The organism is Geodermatophilus sp. SYSU D00708 (assembly GCF_054050115.1).
On the sequence record NZ_JBJGYS010000012.1, the window covers coordinates 122,553 to 138,882 of the forward strand.

Below are 16,330 nucleotides of genomic sequence, written 5' to 3' on the forward strand. Positions count from 1 at the left end.
GCGATGGCGGGCACCGGCCCGGCATGACCGAGACCGCCGTCCCCGCGGTGCCGCTCGCCGGCGGCGGCCGCATGCCGCTGCTCGGGTTCGGCACCTGGCAGCTGACCGGGCCGACCTGCTACGACGCCGTCCGCACCGCCCTGGACGCCGGCTACCGGCACCTGGACACCGCGACGATGTACCGCAACGAGGCCGAGGTCGGGCGGGCGCTGCGCGACTCCGGCGTCGACCGGGACGAGGTCTTCGTGACCACCAAGCTGCCGCCCCGCGAGGCCGGCCGCCCCGACCGGACCCTGGCGGCGTCGCTGGACGCGCTCGGGGTGGACGCCGTCGACCTGTGGTTGATCCACTGGCCGCCCGGCGGCGCGGGCGAGGGCGTGTGGGAGCGGTTCGTCGCCGCCCGCGAGGCCGGCCGCACCCGCGCGATCGGGGTCAGCAACTACTCCCTCGAGCAGGTCGACCGGCTGACGCAGGCGACCGGGGTGACGCCGCAGGTCAACCAGGTCAGCTGGGCGCCGGCCAGGTACGACGCGCAGGTCGAGGCCGGGCACCGGGAGCGGGACGTCGTCCTCGAGGGCTACAGCCCGTTCAAGAACACCGACCTCGGGGACCCGGTGCTGCGCGAGGTCGCCGACGCCCACGGCGTCACCCCGGCGCAGGTGGTGCTGCGCTGGCACGTGGAGCACGGCGTCGTGGTCATCCCCAAGTCGGCCACCCCGGAGCGGATCCGCGCCAACCTGGCGATCGGGGGCTTCTCCCTGACCGACGACGAGGTGCGCCGGATCGACCGCCTGTCGCGGGGGTGAGCGACCCGACACCCCCGTTCCGTCTTGCCGCCGGGGTCGGCGGCCCCGACGCTGGGCCGGTGAGCCGGCGGAGGCAGGGGGGCCCGAGGTGACGGCGGTCGACGACTCGGTGTTCGAGGGCTCGTTCTGGCGGGACCCCTACCCGGCCTACGAGCGGCTGCGCGCGCAGGCCCCGGTGCGCGAGGTGGCGCTGCCGCGGGGCGGCACCACGTGGCTGGTCACCCGCTACGACGACGTGCGCGCGGCGTTCACCGATCCCCGGCTGGTCAAGGACCACCGGGCCACCCTGCCGCCGAAGGTCCGCGCGCAGGCCCCGCGCCTGCCCGGCCCGTTCGGCTCGATGATGATCCTGCTCGACCCGCCGGACCACACCCGGCTGCGCCGGCTGGTCGCCCGGGCCTTCACCCCGCGGCGCACCGCCGAGCTGCGGCCGCGCATCGAGGCCCTGGCCGCCGGCCTGCTCGACGCGCTGCCCACCGGGGAGCCGGTCGACCTGCTGGCCGGCTACGCGGTGCCGCTGCCCATGGCCGTGATCTGCGAGCTGCTCGGGGTGCCCGACACCGACCGCGACGCCTTCGGGGCCTGGTCGCGGGCGCTGGTCGACGACCACGACGACGTCGACGAGCAGCAGGCCACCCGGGGACTGGCGGAGTACCTGTACGCCCTCGTCGAGACCAAGCGGCGGGCCCCGGACGGCGCCCTCGTCTCGGCCCTGGTCGAGGTCTCCGAGGCCGGCGACCAGCTCAGCACCGAGGAGGTCGTCGCGATGGGCGTGCTGCTGCTCATCGCCGGCCACGAGACCACGGCCAACCTCATCGGCAACGCGGTGCTGGGCGTCGCCACCGACGCCGCGCTGCGCGAGCACCTGCTCGCCGACCCGGAGCGGGTCCCCGCGGCGGTCGAGGAGTTCCTGCGCTGGGACGGCCCCGTGCACAACGCCCCGCTCCGCTTCGCCGCCGAGGACGTCGAGTACTCGGGCACAACCATCCCCGCGGGGTCGGTGGTGACGCTGTCGGTGGGCGCGGCCAACCGGGACCCGGACCGCTTCGACCGGCCCGAGCTGCTCGACCCCGACCGCGACGCCGGTGGGCACCTGGCCTTCGGTCACGGGCTGCACTACTGCCTGGGTGCCCCGCTGGCGCGCCTGGAGGGGGAGGTGGCCCTGCGGGCGCTGCTCGACCGGTTCCCCGGCCTGCGCCTGGCGGTGCCCCTGGAGCAGCTGCGCCACCGGCGCAGTGTCATCGTCCACGGCCTGGAGCGGCTGCCGGTGCTGCTGGCGTAGCGGGACCGCCGTCCGGGGCCGGCCGGTGGCGGCCGTCGAACCCGCGGCGCGAGGATGCGGGGGTGACCTCGAACCCACCTGTCGGTACCCGCACGCTCGGCCGCGACGGCCTGGTCGTCTCCTCCCTCGGCCTCGGCTGCATGGGGATGAGCCAGAGCTACGGCGCCGCCGACCGCGACGAGTCGATCGCCACCGTCCACCGGGCGCTGGACCTCGGCGTCACCTTCCTCGACACCTCCGACGTCTACGGCGACGGGCACAACGAGGAGCTGGTCGGCGAGGCGATCGTCGGGCGGCGCGACGAGGTCCAGCTGGCCACCAAGTTCTCGCTGTCCCGCCGGGACGGCGGCATGGCGATCGACGGCCGCCCGGAGAACGTGCGGGCCTGCGCCGAGGCCAGCCTGCGCCGGCTGCGCGTCGACGTGATCGACCTCTACTACCAGCACCGGGTCGACCCCCGGGTGCCGATCGAGGACACCGTCGGGGCGATGGCCGAGCTGGTGCAGCAGGGCAAGGTCCGGCACCTGGGGCTGTCGGAGGCGTCGGCCGCCTCCATCCGCCGCGCCGTCGCCGTCCACCCCATCGCCGCGCTGCAGAGCGAGTGGTCGCTGTGGACGCGCGACCTCGAGGGGGAGGTCCTGGGCGTCGCCCGCGAGCACGGGATCGGCATCGTGCCGTTCAGCCCGCTGGGCCGCGGCTTCCTCACCGGGGCGATCAGGAGCCCCGAGGACTTCGCCGCCGACGACTTCCGGCGCGGCCACCCGCGCTTCACCGGGGACGCCTTCGCCGCCAACCTGCGGCTGGTCGACGCCGTCCGGGCGCTGGCGGAGGCCAAGGGCTGCACGGCCGGTCAGCTGGCCCTGGCGTGGGTGCTGGCGCAGGGCGAGGACGTCGTCCCGATCCCCGGCACGAAGCGGCGGGCCTACCTGGAGGAGAACGCCGGCGCGGCCGCCGTCGAGCTGTCGGACGACGAGCTGGCCCGGCTGTCGGCGATCGCCCCGCCGGGGGTGGCCGAGGGCAGCCGGTACGCCGACGCGTCCTACGCCTACGGCGACAGCCCGGAGCGGGGCGCGGCATGAGCGCCGACCCGAACTGCGGAGTGGCCCACGGCGCGCCGTCCCCCGAGGTCACCGGGCGGACCCTCGTCGCCGTCTTCGCCTCGCCGGTCGCCGAGGTGCTCGGCCGGTGGGCTCCCGACCTGGGCTTCCGCGCCGTCCTGCTCGACCCCGACCCCGCGCGCGGGGCCGACGTCACCGCCTTCGCCGAGCTGGACGGCGACCTCGCCGACGCCGACGTCGTCGTCACCGACCACCACCGCCCCGAGCTGGGGGAGGTGCTGCGCGACGCGCTGGCCCGGCCGGTCCGCTGGGTGGGGGTGATGGGCAACCCGCGGCACGAGGGGCCGCACGTCGCGGCGCTGGCCGCCCTCGGGGTGCCACCGGAGGAGGTCGCGCGGGTGCACCGGCCGATCGGCCTGGACATCGGCTCGCGGACCCCCGCCGAGATCGCGGTGAGCACGCTGGCCGGGCTGCTGGCCGACCGCAACGGCCGCACCGGCGGGTTCGCGCACGCACCCCGGTGACCGGCGTCCTGCTCGGCGCCGACCTCGGCACGAGCGGGCTCAAGCTCGTCGTCCTCGACCCCGACGGCACCGTGCTCGCCGAGGGCGAGGCCGGGTACCCGCTGGACCGGCCCCGGCCCGGGTGGGCCGAGACCCACCCGGTCGCCTGGCGCCGGGCCTTCGACGACGCCCTGGCCCAGGTGATCCCGGCGCTGGCCGGCCGCCGGATCGGCGGCCTGGGCCTGTCCGGGCAGATGCACGGCACCGTCCTGGCCGACGCCGCCGGGCGGCCCCTGAGGCCGGCGGTGCTCTGGCCGGACGCCCGCGCCGTCGACGAGGTGGCCCGCTGGCGCGCGCTGCCGGACGACGACCGGGCGGCGCTGGCCAACCCGCTGGTGCCCGGCATGACCGGGCCGGTGCTGGCCTGGCTGGCCGCGCACGACCCCGGCGTGGTGCGGCGGGCGGCCGCGGTGCTGCTGCCCAAGGACGCGCTGCGCAGCAGCCTGGTGCCCGACGCCGACCCGCGGGTCACCGACCGCAGCGACGCCTCCGGGACCCTGCTGTGGGACGTCGTCGCCGACACCTGGTCGACGCCGGCCGCGCGGGCCGCCGGCATCGACCCGGCGCTGCTGCCCGCCGTGCGCCCGTCGGCGGAGGTGGTGGGGGAGGCCCGCCTCCCGGTCGGGGAGGTGCCGGTGGTCGTGGGCGGCGCGGACACGCCGCTGGCCCTGCTCGCGGCCGGGACGGGGAGCGCCCGGCAGGTCAACCTGGGCACCGGCGCGCAGGTGCTGCGGCCCGGTGCGGTGCCGGCGCCGGCCGACGACCCGCCGGTGCACTGCTACGCCGACGTCGAGGGCGGCTGGTACGCGATGGCCGCGCTGCAGAACGGCGGGCTGGCCTGGTCGTGGGTGTGCGGCGTCCTCGGGCTGAGCAGCGCCGAGCTGTTCGAGGCGGCGGCGGGTGCGCCGGTGGGCGCCGGGGGAGTGGCCTTCCGGCCGTTCCTCACCGGCGAGCGCGGCGGCGTGGCCGGTCGGACCGACCGGGGCAGCTGGACCGGTCTATCCGCGGGCACGACCCGCGCGGACCTCGCCCGCGCCGCCGTGGAGGGCGTCGTGTTCGCGGTGGGGGCGGCGGCCGACCTGCTCGGGGGCCGCGGTCCGGTGGTCCTGACCGGGGGCGGGGGGCGCGCGCCGGTCGTCGCGCAACTGCTCGCCGACGTCCTCGGGGAGCCGGTGCGCACCGTCGCGCTCCGCAGCGCGTCGGCGGTCGGCGCTGCGCTGCTCGCCGGCCGGGGGACCGGCACCGAGGTGCTCGCCCGCCCGGAGACGGGGTCGGCCGTCGAGCCGCGCCGCTCGCCGGAGCTGCGCGCGGCCCGCGACCGCTGGCGTGGAGCGTGAGCGGTGTGGAACCGCGCGATCGCGGGCACCGTTGACCGGACGAGTCCACATCGGAGGCCGAGGAGGCGATAGCGGCATGGCGTCGTTGTTCACCAAGCTCACCCAGTACGCCAACACCCCGCAGGGCAAGCGGACGATCGCGCAGTTCACGGAGAAGGCCCAGCAGTTCGCCAAGGACCCGAAGACCCGGGCGAAGATCGACGAGGCCCGCCGGCGGTTCCAGAGCGGCCGCGGGTCGGGCACCACCGACCGCGGGTGGGGCACCGGCCACTGAGAAAGGACCCCCTGCCCCCCCACCGCTCGCAAGCTCGCGGCGGGGCCCTGCAGGGGGCCGTCCTCGGCCGGGCCCGTGCGGGCCCGGCCGAGGCCGTTCAGCCGCGCGGGTGGAGCAGCTCCAGCGCCGCGTCGTGCAGCGCGCCGTTGGTCGCCAGGGCGCTGCCGCCCGCCGGGCCCGGGACGCCGGAGAGGTCGGTGAACCGGCCGCCGGCCTCCCGCACGATGACGTCGAGCGCGGCGAGGTCCCACAGCGAGACCTCCGGCTCGCAGGCGACGTCGACCGCGCCCTCCGCCAGCAGCACGTAGCTCCAGAAGTCGCCGTAGGCGCGGGTCCGCCACACCGACCGGGTCAGGTCGAGGAAGCCGCCGAGCAGGCCGCGCTCCTCCCAGCCCGACAGGCTCGAGTAGCTCAGGCTCGCGTCACCGAGTGCACCGACCTTCGACACGGTGCAGCGGGTGGCCGACTCCAGCCGCCGGCCGGTCCAGGCCCCCACGCCCTTGGCCGCCCACCAGCGGCGGTTGAGGGCCGGGGCGGAGACCAGCCCCACCACCGGCTCGTCGCCGTCGAACAGGGCGATCAGCGTCGCCCACACCGGCACGCCGCGGACGAAGTTCTTCGTCCCGTCGATCGGGTCGAGCACCCAGCGCCGCGGCCCGTGGCCGGTCACGCCCATCTCCTCGCCGAGCACCGCGTCGCGGGTGCGTGCCCGGGCCAGCGTGATCCGCAGCTGCTCCTCGACCGCCCGGTCGGCGTCGGTGACCGGCGTGAGGTCCGGCTTGGTGTCGACCTGGAGGTCGAGCGCGCGGAAGCGGTCCATGCTGATCGCGTCCGCCTGGTCGGCGAGCACGTGCGCCAGGTGCATGTCCCCCGTGTAGTCCCGGCCCGGTGTCATGGGCACCGAACCTAGCGGGCGCTCAGTCGAACACCGCGGAGCTGACCCCGCTGGGCCCCTCGTACTCGCGGTCCTCGATCTTCTGCAGCGCCTCCAGCACGTCCTTGTCGCTGCCCTTGGCGTGCTCGAGGATCTGGTCCTTGGTCGCCGGGTAGTCCATGCCCTTGAGGGCCTTCTGGATGTCGATGGGGCTCACCATGTCCCGGGCCTACCCCCGGTCGGGCCGCGGCATACCGTCGCGGTGTGGACGCCGCGACGATCGCCGGGCTGCTGGCCGACCCGGCCCGCCTGAAGGTGGTCGCCGCGCTGGCCCTCGGCGCCGGCACGATCGAGGAGGTCGCGGAGGCATCCGGGCTGCCGCTCAAGGACGTCGCCCTCGCCGCCCGCCGGCTGGCCCGCGCCGGCCTGGTGCGCCGCGACCGGCACGACCTCGCGCTGCTCACCGACCGGTTCGGCGCCGCGGCCCGTGCCGCCGCGGAGGCCGCGCCGCCGCCCACGCCGCTCTCCGACGACCCCGCCGAGGACGCCGTCCTGTCCGCGTTCGTCCGTGACGGCCGGCTGGTCTCCATCCCGGCCCAGCAGAGCAAGCGGCGGCTGGTCCTGGAGCACCTGGTGCGGGTGTTCGACGTCGGCGTCCGCTATCCCGAGCGGGAGGTGAACGCGCTGCTGGCCGTGTGGCACCCCGACACCGCCGCGCTGCGCCGCTACCTGGTCGACGAGGGGCTGCTCTCCCGCGAGGCGGGGCTGTACTGGCGCACCGGCGGCTGGGTCGACGTGTAGGAGCGCCGACCGCCCGCCGTGATCATGAAGTCCGGGACGAGACACGCCGACCCGCCACGGCGCGTCGCTTCCCGGACTTCATGATCGCGGGAGAGGGAACGGCCCGAAACCTGGTCGCGGCGCCATGATCGCGGGCAGCAGACTGGCCGGCGTGCCCGACGCCGACGCCTTCCGCGCCCTCGCCCGGTCGTCGCCGTGGCGCTGGTCGACGCTGCGGTTCGCCGTGCGCTGGCCGGGCAACCCCTGGCGGCCGGACACCCTGCGGGCCTGGCTGCGCCGCCCCGACCTCCTCCGGGTGGAGACCCTCGACGGGCGGCTCCTGCAGGTGGTCCGGGAGCAGCGGCAGCAGGTCGGGCTGCTCACCACCGACGGGGGCCGCACCGTGACGCTGCCGTGGGCGACCGAGGGGCCCGCGGCGGCGTACCGGTCCGACGGGCTGGTCGCGCGCCGTCCCGACGACGTCTCCTACGACGCGCCGATGTACCAGAGCTACGACTGGGTGGCGATGCTCGACCCGGTCGAGCTCGCCGACGGCCGCGACCCCGACACCGGGGCGCCGGACCTCCCCGGCACCGAGATCGACGCGGTGGTCGAGGTCGAGCACGGGGGCCGGCCGGCGTGGGAGGCACTGGTCCGGACGACGCCGGCCTACGACCCGCGCTGCACCTGCTGCACCCTGCTGCGCTCGCGGCACGTCGACGAGGCCGAGGCCGCCGCCGGTGTGGTCGACGCGGTGCTGGCCGAGTACCCCCAGCGGTACCGCGTGCGGCTCGACGTCGGCACCGGCGTCTGCGTGTGGATCGACGACCCGGAGCGCCTGACACCGGGGCTCGACCTGCGGATCGAGGCCGTCGACGAGCCGATGGACGACGCGCTGTTCACCGAACCGCGCCGCGGGCTGTTCCGCCGCCGGGGATGGCAGCCGGGCCCGCCGCGGCCGGGCCGTCAGTAGCCCGCCCGCCGCGGCCGGGCCGTCAGTAGCCGGGGCCGAGCTGGCCGACGGCGTCCAGCAGCCGGCGCAGGCTCGCCAGCCGCTCGCGGCGGGCCGGGGGGCCGGCGTCGGCCCAGGCGTCCAGCACGCAGTCGGGGTCGTCGGCGGTGTGCCCGCACCCGGGCGGGCAGTCGACGGCGGCCTCGGCGACGTCGTCGAACGCGGCGACCACGTCCTCGGCGGTGACGTGCGCCAGGCCGAACGAGCGGATGCCGGGGGTGTCGATCACGGTGCCGCCACCGGGCAGGTCCAGCAGCACCGCCGACGACGAGGTGTGCCGGCCCTTGCCCACCTTGGTCACCTCACCGGTGGCCCGGTCGGCGTCCGGGACGAGGCGGTTCACCAGGGTCGACTTGCCGACCCCGGACTGGCCCACCAGCACGCTCATCCGCCCCTCCAGGCGGGCGAGCAGCTCGTCCAACGGCGTCTCCCGCGACATCGGGACGGCGTCCACCTCGAGTCCGGCGTAGCGGTCCAGCAGCTCCCGTGGGCTGGCCAGGTCGGTCTTGGTCAGGCAGAGCAGCGGCTCCAGGCCGCCGGCGTAGGCGGCGACCAGGCAGCGGTCCAGGAAGCCCAGGGCCGGGTCCGGGTCGGTCACCGAGGTGACGACCACCAGCAGGTCGGCGTTGGCCACCACCACCCGCTCGGTGGGGTCGGTGTCGTCGGCGGTGCGCCGCAGCGACGTCGTCCGCTCCTCGATGACCACGATGCGGGCGAGCGTGTCCGGCCGGCCGCTGGTGTCGCCGACGATGCGGACCCGGTCGCCCACGACCACCCCGTGCCGGCCCAGCTCGCGGGCGCGCATCGCGGTGACGTCGACCGGCGCGCCGTCGGGCCCCTCGACCCGCACCGTCATCCGGCCCCGGTCGACGGCGACGACCAGCCCCGGGACGGCGTCGCCGTGCGCCGGCCGGGTGCGCGTGCGCGGCCGCGACCCCCGGGGGTTGGGCCGGACCCGGACGTCGTCCTCGTCCATCCGGCGGTCGTTCCTGCGCGGACTCACGGCTCGACTCCGCGCTCGTCCCGCTCCTCGGTCGACGCCGTCAGCCGCCTCCGCGGTCGCTCCGCTCCTCGCTCGCCGGCGCTCGCTGCGATGCCCACTCCCTGTCGGCGGCGGGCACCTCCCTGCGGTGCTCGCGAGCGCGTCGTCTGCGCGGGGCTCAGCGCTCGACTCCCAGCATCGCGTTCCACCGCTCGACGAAGTCGGGCAGCGTCTTGCTCACCGCGCCCGGGTCGGCCACCTCCACGCCGTCGATCGCCAGCCCGAGGACGGCGGCGGCGTGGACCATGCGGTGGTCGGCGTAGGAGTCCAGGCGGGCCGGACGGCGGGGGCCGGGGGTGATCACCAGCCCGTCGGGCAGCTGCTCCACGGCCGCGCCGACCGCGGTGAGCACGTCGTCGAGGGCCTGCAGCCGGTCGGTCTCGTGGCCGCGCAGGTGGCCGATGCCGGTCAGCCGGGACGGCCCGTCGGCCAGCGCGCACAGCGCGGCCAGCACGGGGGTCAGCTCACCGACCTCGCCCAGGTCGGCGACCAGTGGCCGGACGCCGCCGGCCCCGGTGACCTGCAGGCCGTCGTCCACCCGGGCCACCGACGCCCCCATCCGGCCCAGCAGGTCGTCCAGCTGCCCGCCGGGCTGGGTGGTCCGCACCGGCCAGTCGCGCACGGTGACCCGGCCGCCGGTGACCAGTGCCGCCGCGAGGAAGGGGGCGGCGTTGGACAGGTCGGGCTCGAGCACCTCGTCGCGGGCGGCGATCGGGCCGGGGGCCACCCGCCAGCCGCGATCGGTGGCGGCCACCGCGACGCCGTGCTCCCGCAGCGACTCGACGGTCATCTCCACGTGCGGCATCGAGGGCAGCCCGCCGGCCAGCGCCAGGTCGACGCCCTCGTCGAAGCGGGCGGCGGCCAGCAGCAGCCCGGAGACGATCTGCGAGGACTCGCCGGCGTCCACGGTCACCGCGCCGCCGCCCACCCGGCCGGTGCCGTGCACGGTGAACGGCGCCCGGCCGCGGCCGCCGTCGTCGACGTCGACGCCGAGGTCGCGCAGCGCCGCGAGCAGCCCGGCGTTGGGGCGCTCGCGCAGCCGCGGGTCGCCGTCCAGCCGCACCGGCCCGGTGGCCAGCGCGGCGACCGGCGGCAGGAAGCGCAGCACCGTCCCGGCCAGCCCGGCGTCCACCTCGGCCGGGCCGCGCAGCTCTCCGGGCGTGACCAGCCAGTCCTCGCCGTCGTCGACGACCGCGACGCCCAGCGCCCGCAGCCCCGCGGCCATGAGCTCGGTGTCGCGCGCCCGCAGCGGGCGCACCAGCCGGCTGGGGCCGTCGGCCAGCGCCGCGAGCACGAGCGCGCGGGCGGTCAGCGACTTGGAGCCGGGCAGGGCCACGACGGCGTCCACCGGCGTGCTCCGGTGCGGCGTCGTCCAGACCTCGTGCATGGGGGTCATCCTGCCCTGTCGCGCCGACGGGCCGGCCGGCGCGACAGGGCAGGGGAGCGCTCAGCCCGCGGCCGCGGCGTCGGCCGGCTTGGCCTTTTTGGCCCCCGCGACGCGCACGAGACGCCGGTTGGCGAACTCGAACATGCCCAACTCGGAGAGCTCGCGGCCGTACCCGGAGTTCTTCACGCCGCCGAACGGCAGCTCCGGCGACGTCCCGGACGGCGAGTTGATCCAGACCATCCCGGAGTCGACCTGGTCGGCGACCTTCCGCGCGCGCTCGACGTCGCTGCTGAACACCGTGGCCGACAGCCCGTACGGGGTGTCGTTGGCCAGCCGCACCGCCTCCTCCTCGCTGGAGACGCGGTAGACGACGCCGACCGGGCCGAACAGCTCCTCGCGGTAGGCCCGCATCTCCGGGGTGACGTCGGCCAGCAGGGTGGCGTGCACGTAGGCGCCCTCGCGGTCGGGGCGGCCGCCGCCGGCGAGCACCGTCGCGCCCTTGTCGATCGCGTCCTGCACCTGGGCGGTGAGGTCGGCCGCCGCGCGCTCGGAGGACAGCGGGCCCAGCCGGGTGGACGGGTCGCTGGGGTCGCCCGGCTGCAGGCCCGAGAAGACCTCGGCGAGGCCGCTGACGAACTCGTCGTAGACGTCGTCCATGACGATGAACCGCTTGGCGGCGATGCACGCCTGGCCGGCGTTCATGGTCCGGGACATCGCGGCGGCCTTCACCGTCTGCTGCACCTCGGGGGCGTCCAGCACGATGAACGGGTCGCTGCCGCCGAGCTCGAGCACCGACTTCTTGAGGTACTTGCCGGCCAGGGAGGCCACGGCGCTGCCCGCCCGGTCGCTGCCGGTCAGCGTCACGCCGGCCACGTGGGGGTGGGCGATGACCTGCTCGACGTCGGAGATGCGCAGGAACAGGTTGGTGTAGACGCCCTCGGGGACGCCGGCGTCGGTGAACAGCTGCTCGAGGGCGAGCGCGGTCTGCGGGTTGTTCTCCGCGTGCTTGAGCAGGATCGCGTTGCCCAGCACCAAGTTGGGCGCCGTGACGCGGGCGACCTGGTACAGCGGGAAGTTCCACGGCTCGATGGCGAGGAGGACGCCGGTCGGCTCGTTGACGACGACCGCCTCGCCGTCCATGACGTCGATCGGCCGGGGTTCCAGGAAGCGCGGGCCGTTCTTCGCGTAGTAGTCGAAGATGCCGGCGACCAGCATGGTCTCGCCGGTGGCCTCGCGGACCGGCTTGCCCATCTCGCGGGTGATGAGCGCGGCCAGCTCGTCGCGGCGCTCGGTCATCAGCTCGCCGATCCGGCCCACGATCGACGCGCGCTCCTCGACCGGCCGGCGACGCCACTCCTGGAAGGCCGCGTGCGCCTTCTCGACGACGCCGGGCACCTCGCTGCTGTCGAGGAAGGGGAACTCCTTCTCGGTCTGCCCGGTGGCCGGGTTGACGGTCGCGTACGGCCGGTCGCCGGTGGTGCTGGCGGTCTTGCCGGCCGGCGTGGTCTCGGTGGTGGTCACTGCTCTGTGCCTCCGTCGCGGTGCTCGGGTGTGTCCGGTCCCGTCCTACCCCTCGCCCCTGGCAGCACGCGCCGGGGACGCCGGATGTCGGAGGGGCGATCTAGGCTCGCGAGCACGGTCCGCCGGGCCGCCGCCCCGCAGTCCGCCCGCCGTCCGCCCGCAGGGAGGAGCGCCGCCGTGTGTGGCCGCTACGCCGCCAGCCGCCGTCCCGAGGACCTCGTCCTCGAGTTCGAGGCGGTCCGCGCCGAGGGGCAGTCCGCGCTGCCGGCCGACTACAACGTCGCCCCGACCAAGGACGTCTACGTCGTGCGGCACAAGAAGGAGCGCGACGCCGGGGGCAGCCCCACCGGCGGAGGGCACCGCGAGCTGCGCACCGTCCGCTGGGGGCTGGTGCCCTCCTGGGCGAAGGACGCCTCGGTCGGCAACCGGATGCTCAACGCGCGGGTGGAGTCGCTGACCGAGAAGCCGGCGTTCCGTTCGGCGGCCCGCTCCCGCCGCTGCCTGGTGCCCGCCGACGGCTGGTACGAGTGGGCCAAGCGGCTGGACAAGCCGGGCAAGCAGCCGTACTACATCACCCCGCAGGACGGCTCGGTGCTCGCCTTCGCCGGGCTGTGGGAGGTGTGGGGGAAGGGCGACGACCGCCTCTACACCTGCACGATCATCACCGAGCCGGCCGTCGGGGCGCTCACCGACATCCACGAGCGGATGCCCCTGGTGCTTCCCCGGGACCGCTGGGCCGACTGGCTCGACCCCGCCCGCGAAGACGTCGACGCGCTGACCGCCCCGACCCCGCCGGAGGTCGTCGAGGGGCTGGAGCTGCGGCCGGTGGGCACCGCCGTGAACAACGTGCACAACAACGGCCCGGAGCTCGAGGCCCGCGTCGACACGGTGAGCCCGCCGGCCGACCAGCCCGCCCTCTTCTGACGTGGCCGGTGTCGAGGAGGCGCTGCCGCCGGTCGCGCAGGGCAGCCGGCCGGGCGCGCTGCCCGGGTGGGTGGCCGCCGTCGTCACGTTCCTGTCCTCCGGGGCGGTGCTGGTGCTGGAGATCGCCGGGCTGCGGCTGATCGCCCCCTACGTCGGGATCACCCTGCAGACCAACACCGCGGTCATCGGCTTCGCGCTGGCCGCGATCGCCGTCGGCGCGTGGTCCGGGGGAGCGGCGGCCGACCGCGCCGACCCGCGGCGGATGATGGCGCCGCTCATGGTCGCCGGGGGAGCGCTGGTCGTCGCCGTCCTCCCGCTGGTGCGCTTCGCCGGGTCGTGGCTGACCGGGCCGGAGGCCGGCAGCGTGCTGCTGCTGGCCGCGGTCGCCGTCGTCGTCCCCGCAGCGCTGCTGTCGGCAGTACCGCCCATGGTGGTCAAGCTGCAGCTGGCCAGCCTGGAGGAGACCGGCTCGGTGGTCGGCCGGCTGTCGGGCATCGGCACCCTCGGCGGCATCGCGGCCACGTTCGTCACCGGCTTCCTGCTCATCGCCGTCTTCCCGACCAGCGGCATCCTCGTCGGCACCGGCGTCGTGACTGCAGCGGTCGGGGTGGCCGTCGGCGTCCTGCTGCGCCGGCGGTCCTCCGGCGGGACCGGCCGGGTGCCGGTCGCGCTGCTGCTGCTCGCCGTCATCGGGACGCTGCTGGCCGCGGTCGCGCCCACCCCCTGCCAGTCCGAGACCGCCTACCACTGCGCGCGCGTCGTGGCCGACCCGGAGCGGGACACCGGCCGCGTGCTGGTGCTGGACACGCTGCGGCACTCCTACGTCGACCTCGCCGACCCCACGTACCTGCAGTTCGAGTACGTCCGGGCGATCGCCGCGGTGGTCGAGGGAGCGCAGCCGGAGGGGGAGCCGCTGTCCGCGCTGCACCTCGGCGGTGGCGGGCTGACCCTGCCGCGGTACCTGGAAGCGACCCGGCCGGGCACCGAGAGCCTGGTGCTGGAGGTGGACCCGGGCGTGGTCGCCATGGACCGCGAGCAGCTCGGGCTGGCCGAGTCCGACCGGCTGCGGGTGCGCGTCGCCGACGCCCGCGTCGGGCTGGCCGACGAGGCACCGGGTCAGCGCGACGTCGTCGTCGGGGACGCGTTCGGCGGGCTGTCGGTGCCCTGGCAGCTGACCACCGTCGAGGCCCTGCGCCTGGTCGACGACGCCCTGACCGACGACGGCGTGTACGTCGCCAACCTCATCGACCGCCCGCCGCTGGGCTTCCTCAAGGCCGAGCTGGCCACGCTGCGGGAGGTCTTCCCGCACGTGCTGCTGCTGGCCCGCGCGCCCGTGCTGGCCGGGGAGGACGGCGGCAACGTCGTCGCGGTGGCCTCACAGCAGCCGCTGCCGGCCGACGCGATCGAGAGCGCCATGCGCCGGCAAGACCTCGCCTGGCAGGTGGCCCAGGGCGAGGAGCTGGTCCGTTTCACCGGGGACGCCGAGGTGCTCACCGACGACCACGCGCCCGTCGACCAGCTGCTCACCACCTACGACCGCCCCGCGGCCTGAAGGAGGACCCCGTCCGCCCCACCCTTCGCAGGCTCAGGGCGGGCCCCGGGACGGGGCCGAGGGGGTCGTTCTTCAGCGGCCGATCGGAGCGGTGCGCGCCCGCGTGAGCCGGACCAGGTCACCCGGGGCCAGCTCCACCTGCAGCCCGCGCTTCCCGGCGCTGACCATGACCGTCTCGAAGGCCAGCGCCGACTCGTCCACCACGGTCGGCAGCGCCTTCTTCTGCCCCAGCGGGCTGATCCCGCCCAGCACGTAGCCCGTCGTCCGCTCGGCGTCGGCCGGGTCGGCCATGGCCGCCTTGCGGCCACCCGCGGCGGCGGCCAGGGCCTTGAGGTCCAGGGTGCCGCTGACGGGGACGACGGCCACCATGAGGACGCCGTCCACCCGGGCCACCAGGGTCTTGAACACCTGCCGTGCGTCGGCGCCGAGCGCGGCCACCGCCGCCTCGCCGTGGCCCTGGTCGGACGGGTGTTCGGGGTCGTAGGGGTGCAGGGTGTGGGCCACGCGGGCCTTCTCCAGAGCCCGCACCGCCGGGGTCGCCGCCACGGCGCCGCAGCCTAGCCAGGGCCGCGGTGATCCCCGCCGCGCAGGGAATGGAGCCCGGCTCCGGTGCCGTTGGACAGGCCGTGAGCAGCACCCTCTCCACCAGCACCCGGCACCGGGCAGGGAACCGGCGTCCCCCGGGCCGCCCCGATGCGGCGCGGCTAGGATCGGCCGAGGCGGTGTCCCGCGTCCGGGGCCCGCAGAGAGGACGGTCGGTGCCCGAGGAGTCCGCGGACCAGACGCCCCAGGTGGAGTCGGCCGAGCAGGCCGCCGTCACCCCCGTGGAGGTACCCGAGGCGCGCGAGGGCGGCAGCCGGACCGAGGTGGCCGAGACCCGTGCCGAGCGCGACGCCCGGTTCGAGCGGGACGCATTGCCCTACCTCGACCAGCTCTACCCGGCGGCGCTGCGGATGACCCGCAACCCGGCCGACGCCGAGGACCTCGTCCAGGAGACCTTCGTCAAGGCCTACTCGGCGTTCCACCAGTTCGCCGAGGGCACCAACCTCAAGGCCTGGCTGTACCGGATCCTGACCAACACCTACATCAACAGCTACCGCAAGAAGCAGCGCCAGCCGCAGCAGTACCCCACCGACCAGGTGCAGGACTGGCAGCTCTACGCCGCCGAGGAGCACAGCTCCAGCGGCCTGCGGTCGGCGGAGATCGAGGCGCTGGACCACCTGCCGGACTCCGACATCAAGGAGGCCCTGCAGCAGCTGCCCGAGGACTTCCGCCTGGCGGTCTACCTCGCCGACGTCGAGGGGTTCGCCTACAAGGAGATCGCCGAGATCATGGGCACGCCCATCGGCACGGTGATGTCCCGCCTGCACCGCGGCCGGCGCGGGCTGCAGAAGCTGCTGGCCGACTACGCACGCGAGCGCGGCTTCGTCCGCGCCGGGGCCGGGGAGGAGGCGAGCCACTCGTGAGCGACGACGGTCGCGGGGCCGGCGAGCCCATCGAGATCAACTCGTGTGACGACGTCCTGTCGCACGTCTTCGAGTTCCTGGACCACGAGACCGACGAGGCCCGGCGGGACGTCATCGCCGAGCACCTCGAGGACTGCTCGCCGTGCCTGCGCCAGTTCGGCATCGAGCAGGAGTTCAAGGCGCTGGTCCGCCGCCGCTGCGGCGGCGACGCCCCGCCGCCGGGCCTGCGGGACCGGATCAAGCTGCAGCTGACGACCGTCTCCTTCGAGGACGACGGCACCCAGGTCAGCGTCGAGAAGCTCACCATCGAGCGGACGCAGGAGAGCCCCACCGCCTGAGAACGCAGCAGCGGGCCCCCGCCCGCGGGGGGGGGGGGCGGGGGGGGTTGGGCCCGCGCCCCGCCTCCCCCCCCCGCCGGGCGGGCCGGGGGGGGCCGGGCGGGGCCACCGCCG

The 16,330-nt window shown here is 75.9% G+C and carries 18 protein-coding genes; 12 read left to right on the top strand and 6 right to left on the bottom strand.

Annotated elements, in window-relative coordinates:
• The first annotated feature begins 23 nt into the window (after positions 1 to 23).
• From ACI79D_RS12295 to ACI79D_RS12320, 6 genes are all read left to right on the top strand, one after another.
• Positions 24 to 806, top strand: a complete 783-nt coding sequence (locus ACI79D_RS12295) for an aldo/keto reductase (protein WP_456918695.1) — start codon at positions 24 to 26, stop codon at positions 804 to 806.
• An 88-nt stretch (positions 807 to 894) separates the two neighbouring features.
• Positions 895 to 2,088, top strand: a complete 1,194-nt coding sequence (locus tag ACI79D_RS12300) for a cytochrome P450 family protein (protein WP_456918696.1) — start codon at positions 895 to 897, stop codon at positions 2,086 to 2,088.
• A gap of 62 nt (positions 2,089 to 2,150) precedes the next feature.
• Positions 2,151 to 3,167 (top strand): aldo/keto reductase, encoded by a 1,017-nt coding sequence (locus ACI79D_RS12305; protein ID WP_456918697.1) that lies wholly within the window; start codon positions 2,151 to 2,153, stop codon positions 3,165 to 3,167.
• Positions 3,164 to 3,670, top strand: a complete 507-nt coding sequence (locus tag ACI79D_RS12310) for an XdhC family protein (protein ID WP_456918698.1) — start codon at positions 3,164 to 3,166, stop codon at positions 3,668 to 3,670. The genes ACI79D_RS12305 and ACI79D_RS12310 overlap by 4 nt, the downstream gene beginning before the upstream one ends.
• Complete coding sequence (locus ACI79D_RS12315) at positions 3,667 to 5,046, top strand: FGGY family carbohydrate kinase (RefSeq protein ID WP_456918699.1); 1,380 nt, start codon at positions 3,667 to 3,669, stop codon at positions 5,044 to 5,046. The genes ACI79D_RS12310 and ACI79D_RS12315 overlap by 4 nt, the downstream gene beginning before the upstream one ends.
• Before the next feature lie 76 nt (positions 5,047 to 5,122).
• Positions 5,123 to 5,320 carry a hypothetical protein gene (locus ACI79D_RS12320; RefSeq protein WP_456918700.1) on the top strand — a complete coding sequence of 66 codons (198 nt, stop codon included), beginning with the start codon at positions 5,123 to 5,125 and terminating at the stop codon, positions 5,318 to 5,320.
• A 97-nt stretch (positions 5,321 to 5,417) separates the two neighbouring features.
• Here ACI79D_RS12320 and hisN read toward each other — a convergent pair whose 3' ends face one another.
• Both hisN and ACI79D_RS12330 read right to left on the bottom strand, forming a co-directional pair.
• Positions 5,418 to 6,215: a histidinol-phosphatase gene (gene hisN / locus ACI79D_RS12325; protein ID WP_456918701.1), complete on the bottom strand. Its 798-nt coding sequence runs from the start codon at positions 6,213 to 6,215 to the stop codon at positions 5,418 to 5,420.
• Between the two features lie 22 nt (positions 6,216 to 6,237).
• A complete protein-coding gene (locus ACI79D_RS12330) occupies positions 6,238 to 6,414 on the bottom strand; it encodes a DUF2795 domain-containing protein (RefSeq protein WP_456918702.1) in 177 nt (58 codons plus the stop codon).
• 44 nt (positions 6,415 to 6,458) lie between these two features.
• Here ACI79D_RS12330 and ACI79D_RS12335 point away from each other — a divergent pair, with 44 nt between their 5' ends.
• Positions 6,459 to 6,995: a DUF2087 domain-containing protein gene (locus ACI79D_RS12335; RefSeq protein WP_456918703.1), complete on the top strand. Its 537-nt coding sequence runs from the start codon at positions 6,459 to 6,461 to the stop codon at positions 6,993 to 6,995.
• Positions 6,996 to 7,146: 151 nt separating this feature from the next.
• Positions 7,147 to 7,947, top strand: a complete 801-nt coding sequence (locus ACI79D_RS12340) for a hypothetical protein (protein ID WP_456918704.1) — start codon at positions 7,147 to 7,149, stop codon at positions 7,945 to 7,947.
• A 22-nt stretch (positions 7,948 to 7,969) separates the two neighbouring features.
• Here the strand turns inward: ACI79D_RS12340 and rsgA are convergent, their stop codons facing one another.
• The 3 genes from rsgA to ACI79D_RS12355 all read right to left on the bottom strand — a co-directional run bounded on the left by rsgA (position 7,970) and on the right by ACI79D_RS12355 (position 11,936).
• Positions 7,970 to 8,989 (bottom strand): ribosome small subunit-dependent GTPase A, encoded by a 1,020-nt coding sequence (gene rsgA / locus ACI79D_RS12345; RefSeq protein ID WP_456918705.1) that lies wholly within the window; start codon positions 8,987 to 8,989, stop codon positions 7,970 to 7,972.
• A 157-nt stretch (positions 8,990 to 9,146) separates the two neighbouring features.
• The gene (aroA, locus tag ACI79D_RS12350; RefSeq protein ID WP_456918706.1) at positions 9,147 to 10,415 is read right to left on the bottom strand and encodes a 3-phosphoshikimate 1-carboxyvinyltransferase; all 1,269 of its coding nucleotides are present in this window, start codon (positions 10,413 to 10,415) and stop codon (positions 9,147 to 9,149) included.
• 60 nt (positions 10,416 to 10,475) lie between these two features.
• Positions 10,476 to 11,936, bottom strand: coding sequence for an NAD-dependent succinate-semialdehyde dehydrogenase (locus tag ACI79D_RS12355; RefSeq protein WP_456918707.1), 1,461 nt, complete (start codon positions 11,934 to 11,936; stop codon positions 10,476 to 10,478).
• A gap of 177 nt (positions 11,937 to 12,113) precedes the next feature.
• On the opposite strand from ACI79D_RS12355, the gene ACI79D_RS12360 reads away from it, so the two are divergent.
• Both ACI79D_RS12360 and ACI79D_RS12365 read left to right on the top strand, forming a co-directional pair.
• On the top strand, positions 12,114 to 12,860 hold the full coding sequence (locus ACI79D_RS12360) for an SOS response-associated peptidase (protein WP_456918708.1): 747 nt from the start codon (positions 12,114 to 12,116) through the stop codon (positions 12,858 to 12,860).
• Between the two features lies 1 nt (position 12,861).
• Positions 12,862 to 14,412: a fused MFS/spermidine synthase gene (locus ACI79D_RS12365; protein ID WP_456918709.1), complete on the top strand. Its 1,551-nt coding sequence runs from the start codon at positions 12,862 to 12,864 to the stop codon at positions 14,410 to 14,412.
• Positions 14,413 to 14,484: 72 nt separating this feature from the next.
• On the opposite strand, the gene ybaK is transcribed toward ACI79D_RS12365, so the two are convergent.
• Positions 14,485 to 14,958, bottom strand: a complete 474-nt coding sequence (gene ybaK, locus ACI79D_RS12370) for a Cys-tRNA(Pro) deacylase (protein WP_456918710.1) — start codon at positions 14,956 to 14,958, stop codon at positions 14,485 to 14,487.
• A gap of 212 nt (positions 14,959 to 15,170) precedes the next feature.
• Between ybaK and ACI79D_RS12375 the strand changes: the two genes are divergently transcribed.
• Positions 15,171 to 15,878 (top strand): sigma-70 family RNA polymerase sigma factor, encoded by a 708-nt coding sequence (locus tag ACI79D_RS12375; RefSeq protein ID WP_456918711.1) that lies wholly within the window; start codon positions 15,171 to 15,173, stop codon positions 15,876 to 15,878.
• Positions 15,875 to 16,216, top strand: a complete 342-nt coding sequence (rsrA, locus tag ACI79D_RS12380; protein ID WP_456918712.1) for a mycothiol system anti-sigma-R factor — start codon at positions 15,875 to 15,877, stop codon at positions 16,214 to 16,216. Before ACI79D_RS12375 ends, rsrA begins: the two co-directional genes overlap by 4 nt.
• Positions 16,217 to 16,330: the final 114 nt, after the last annotated feature.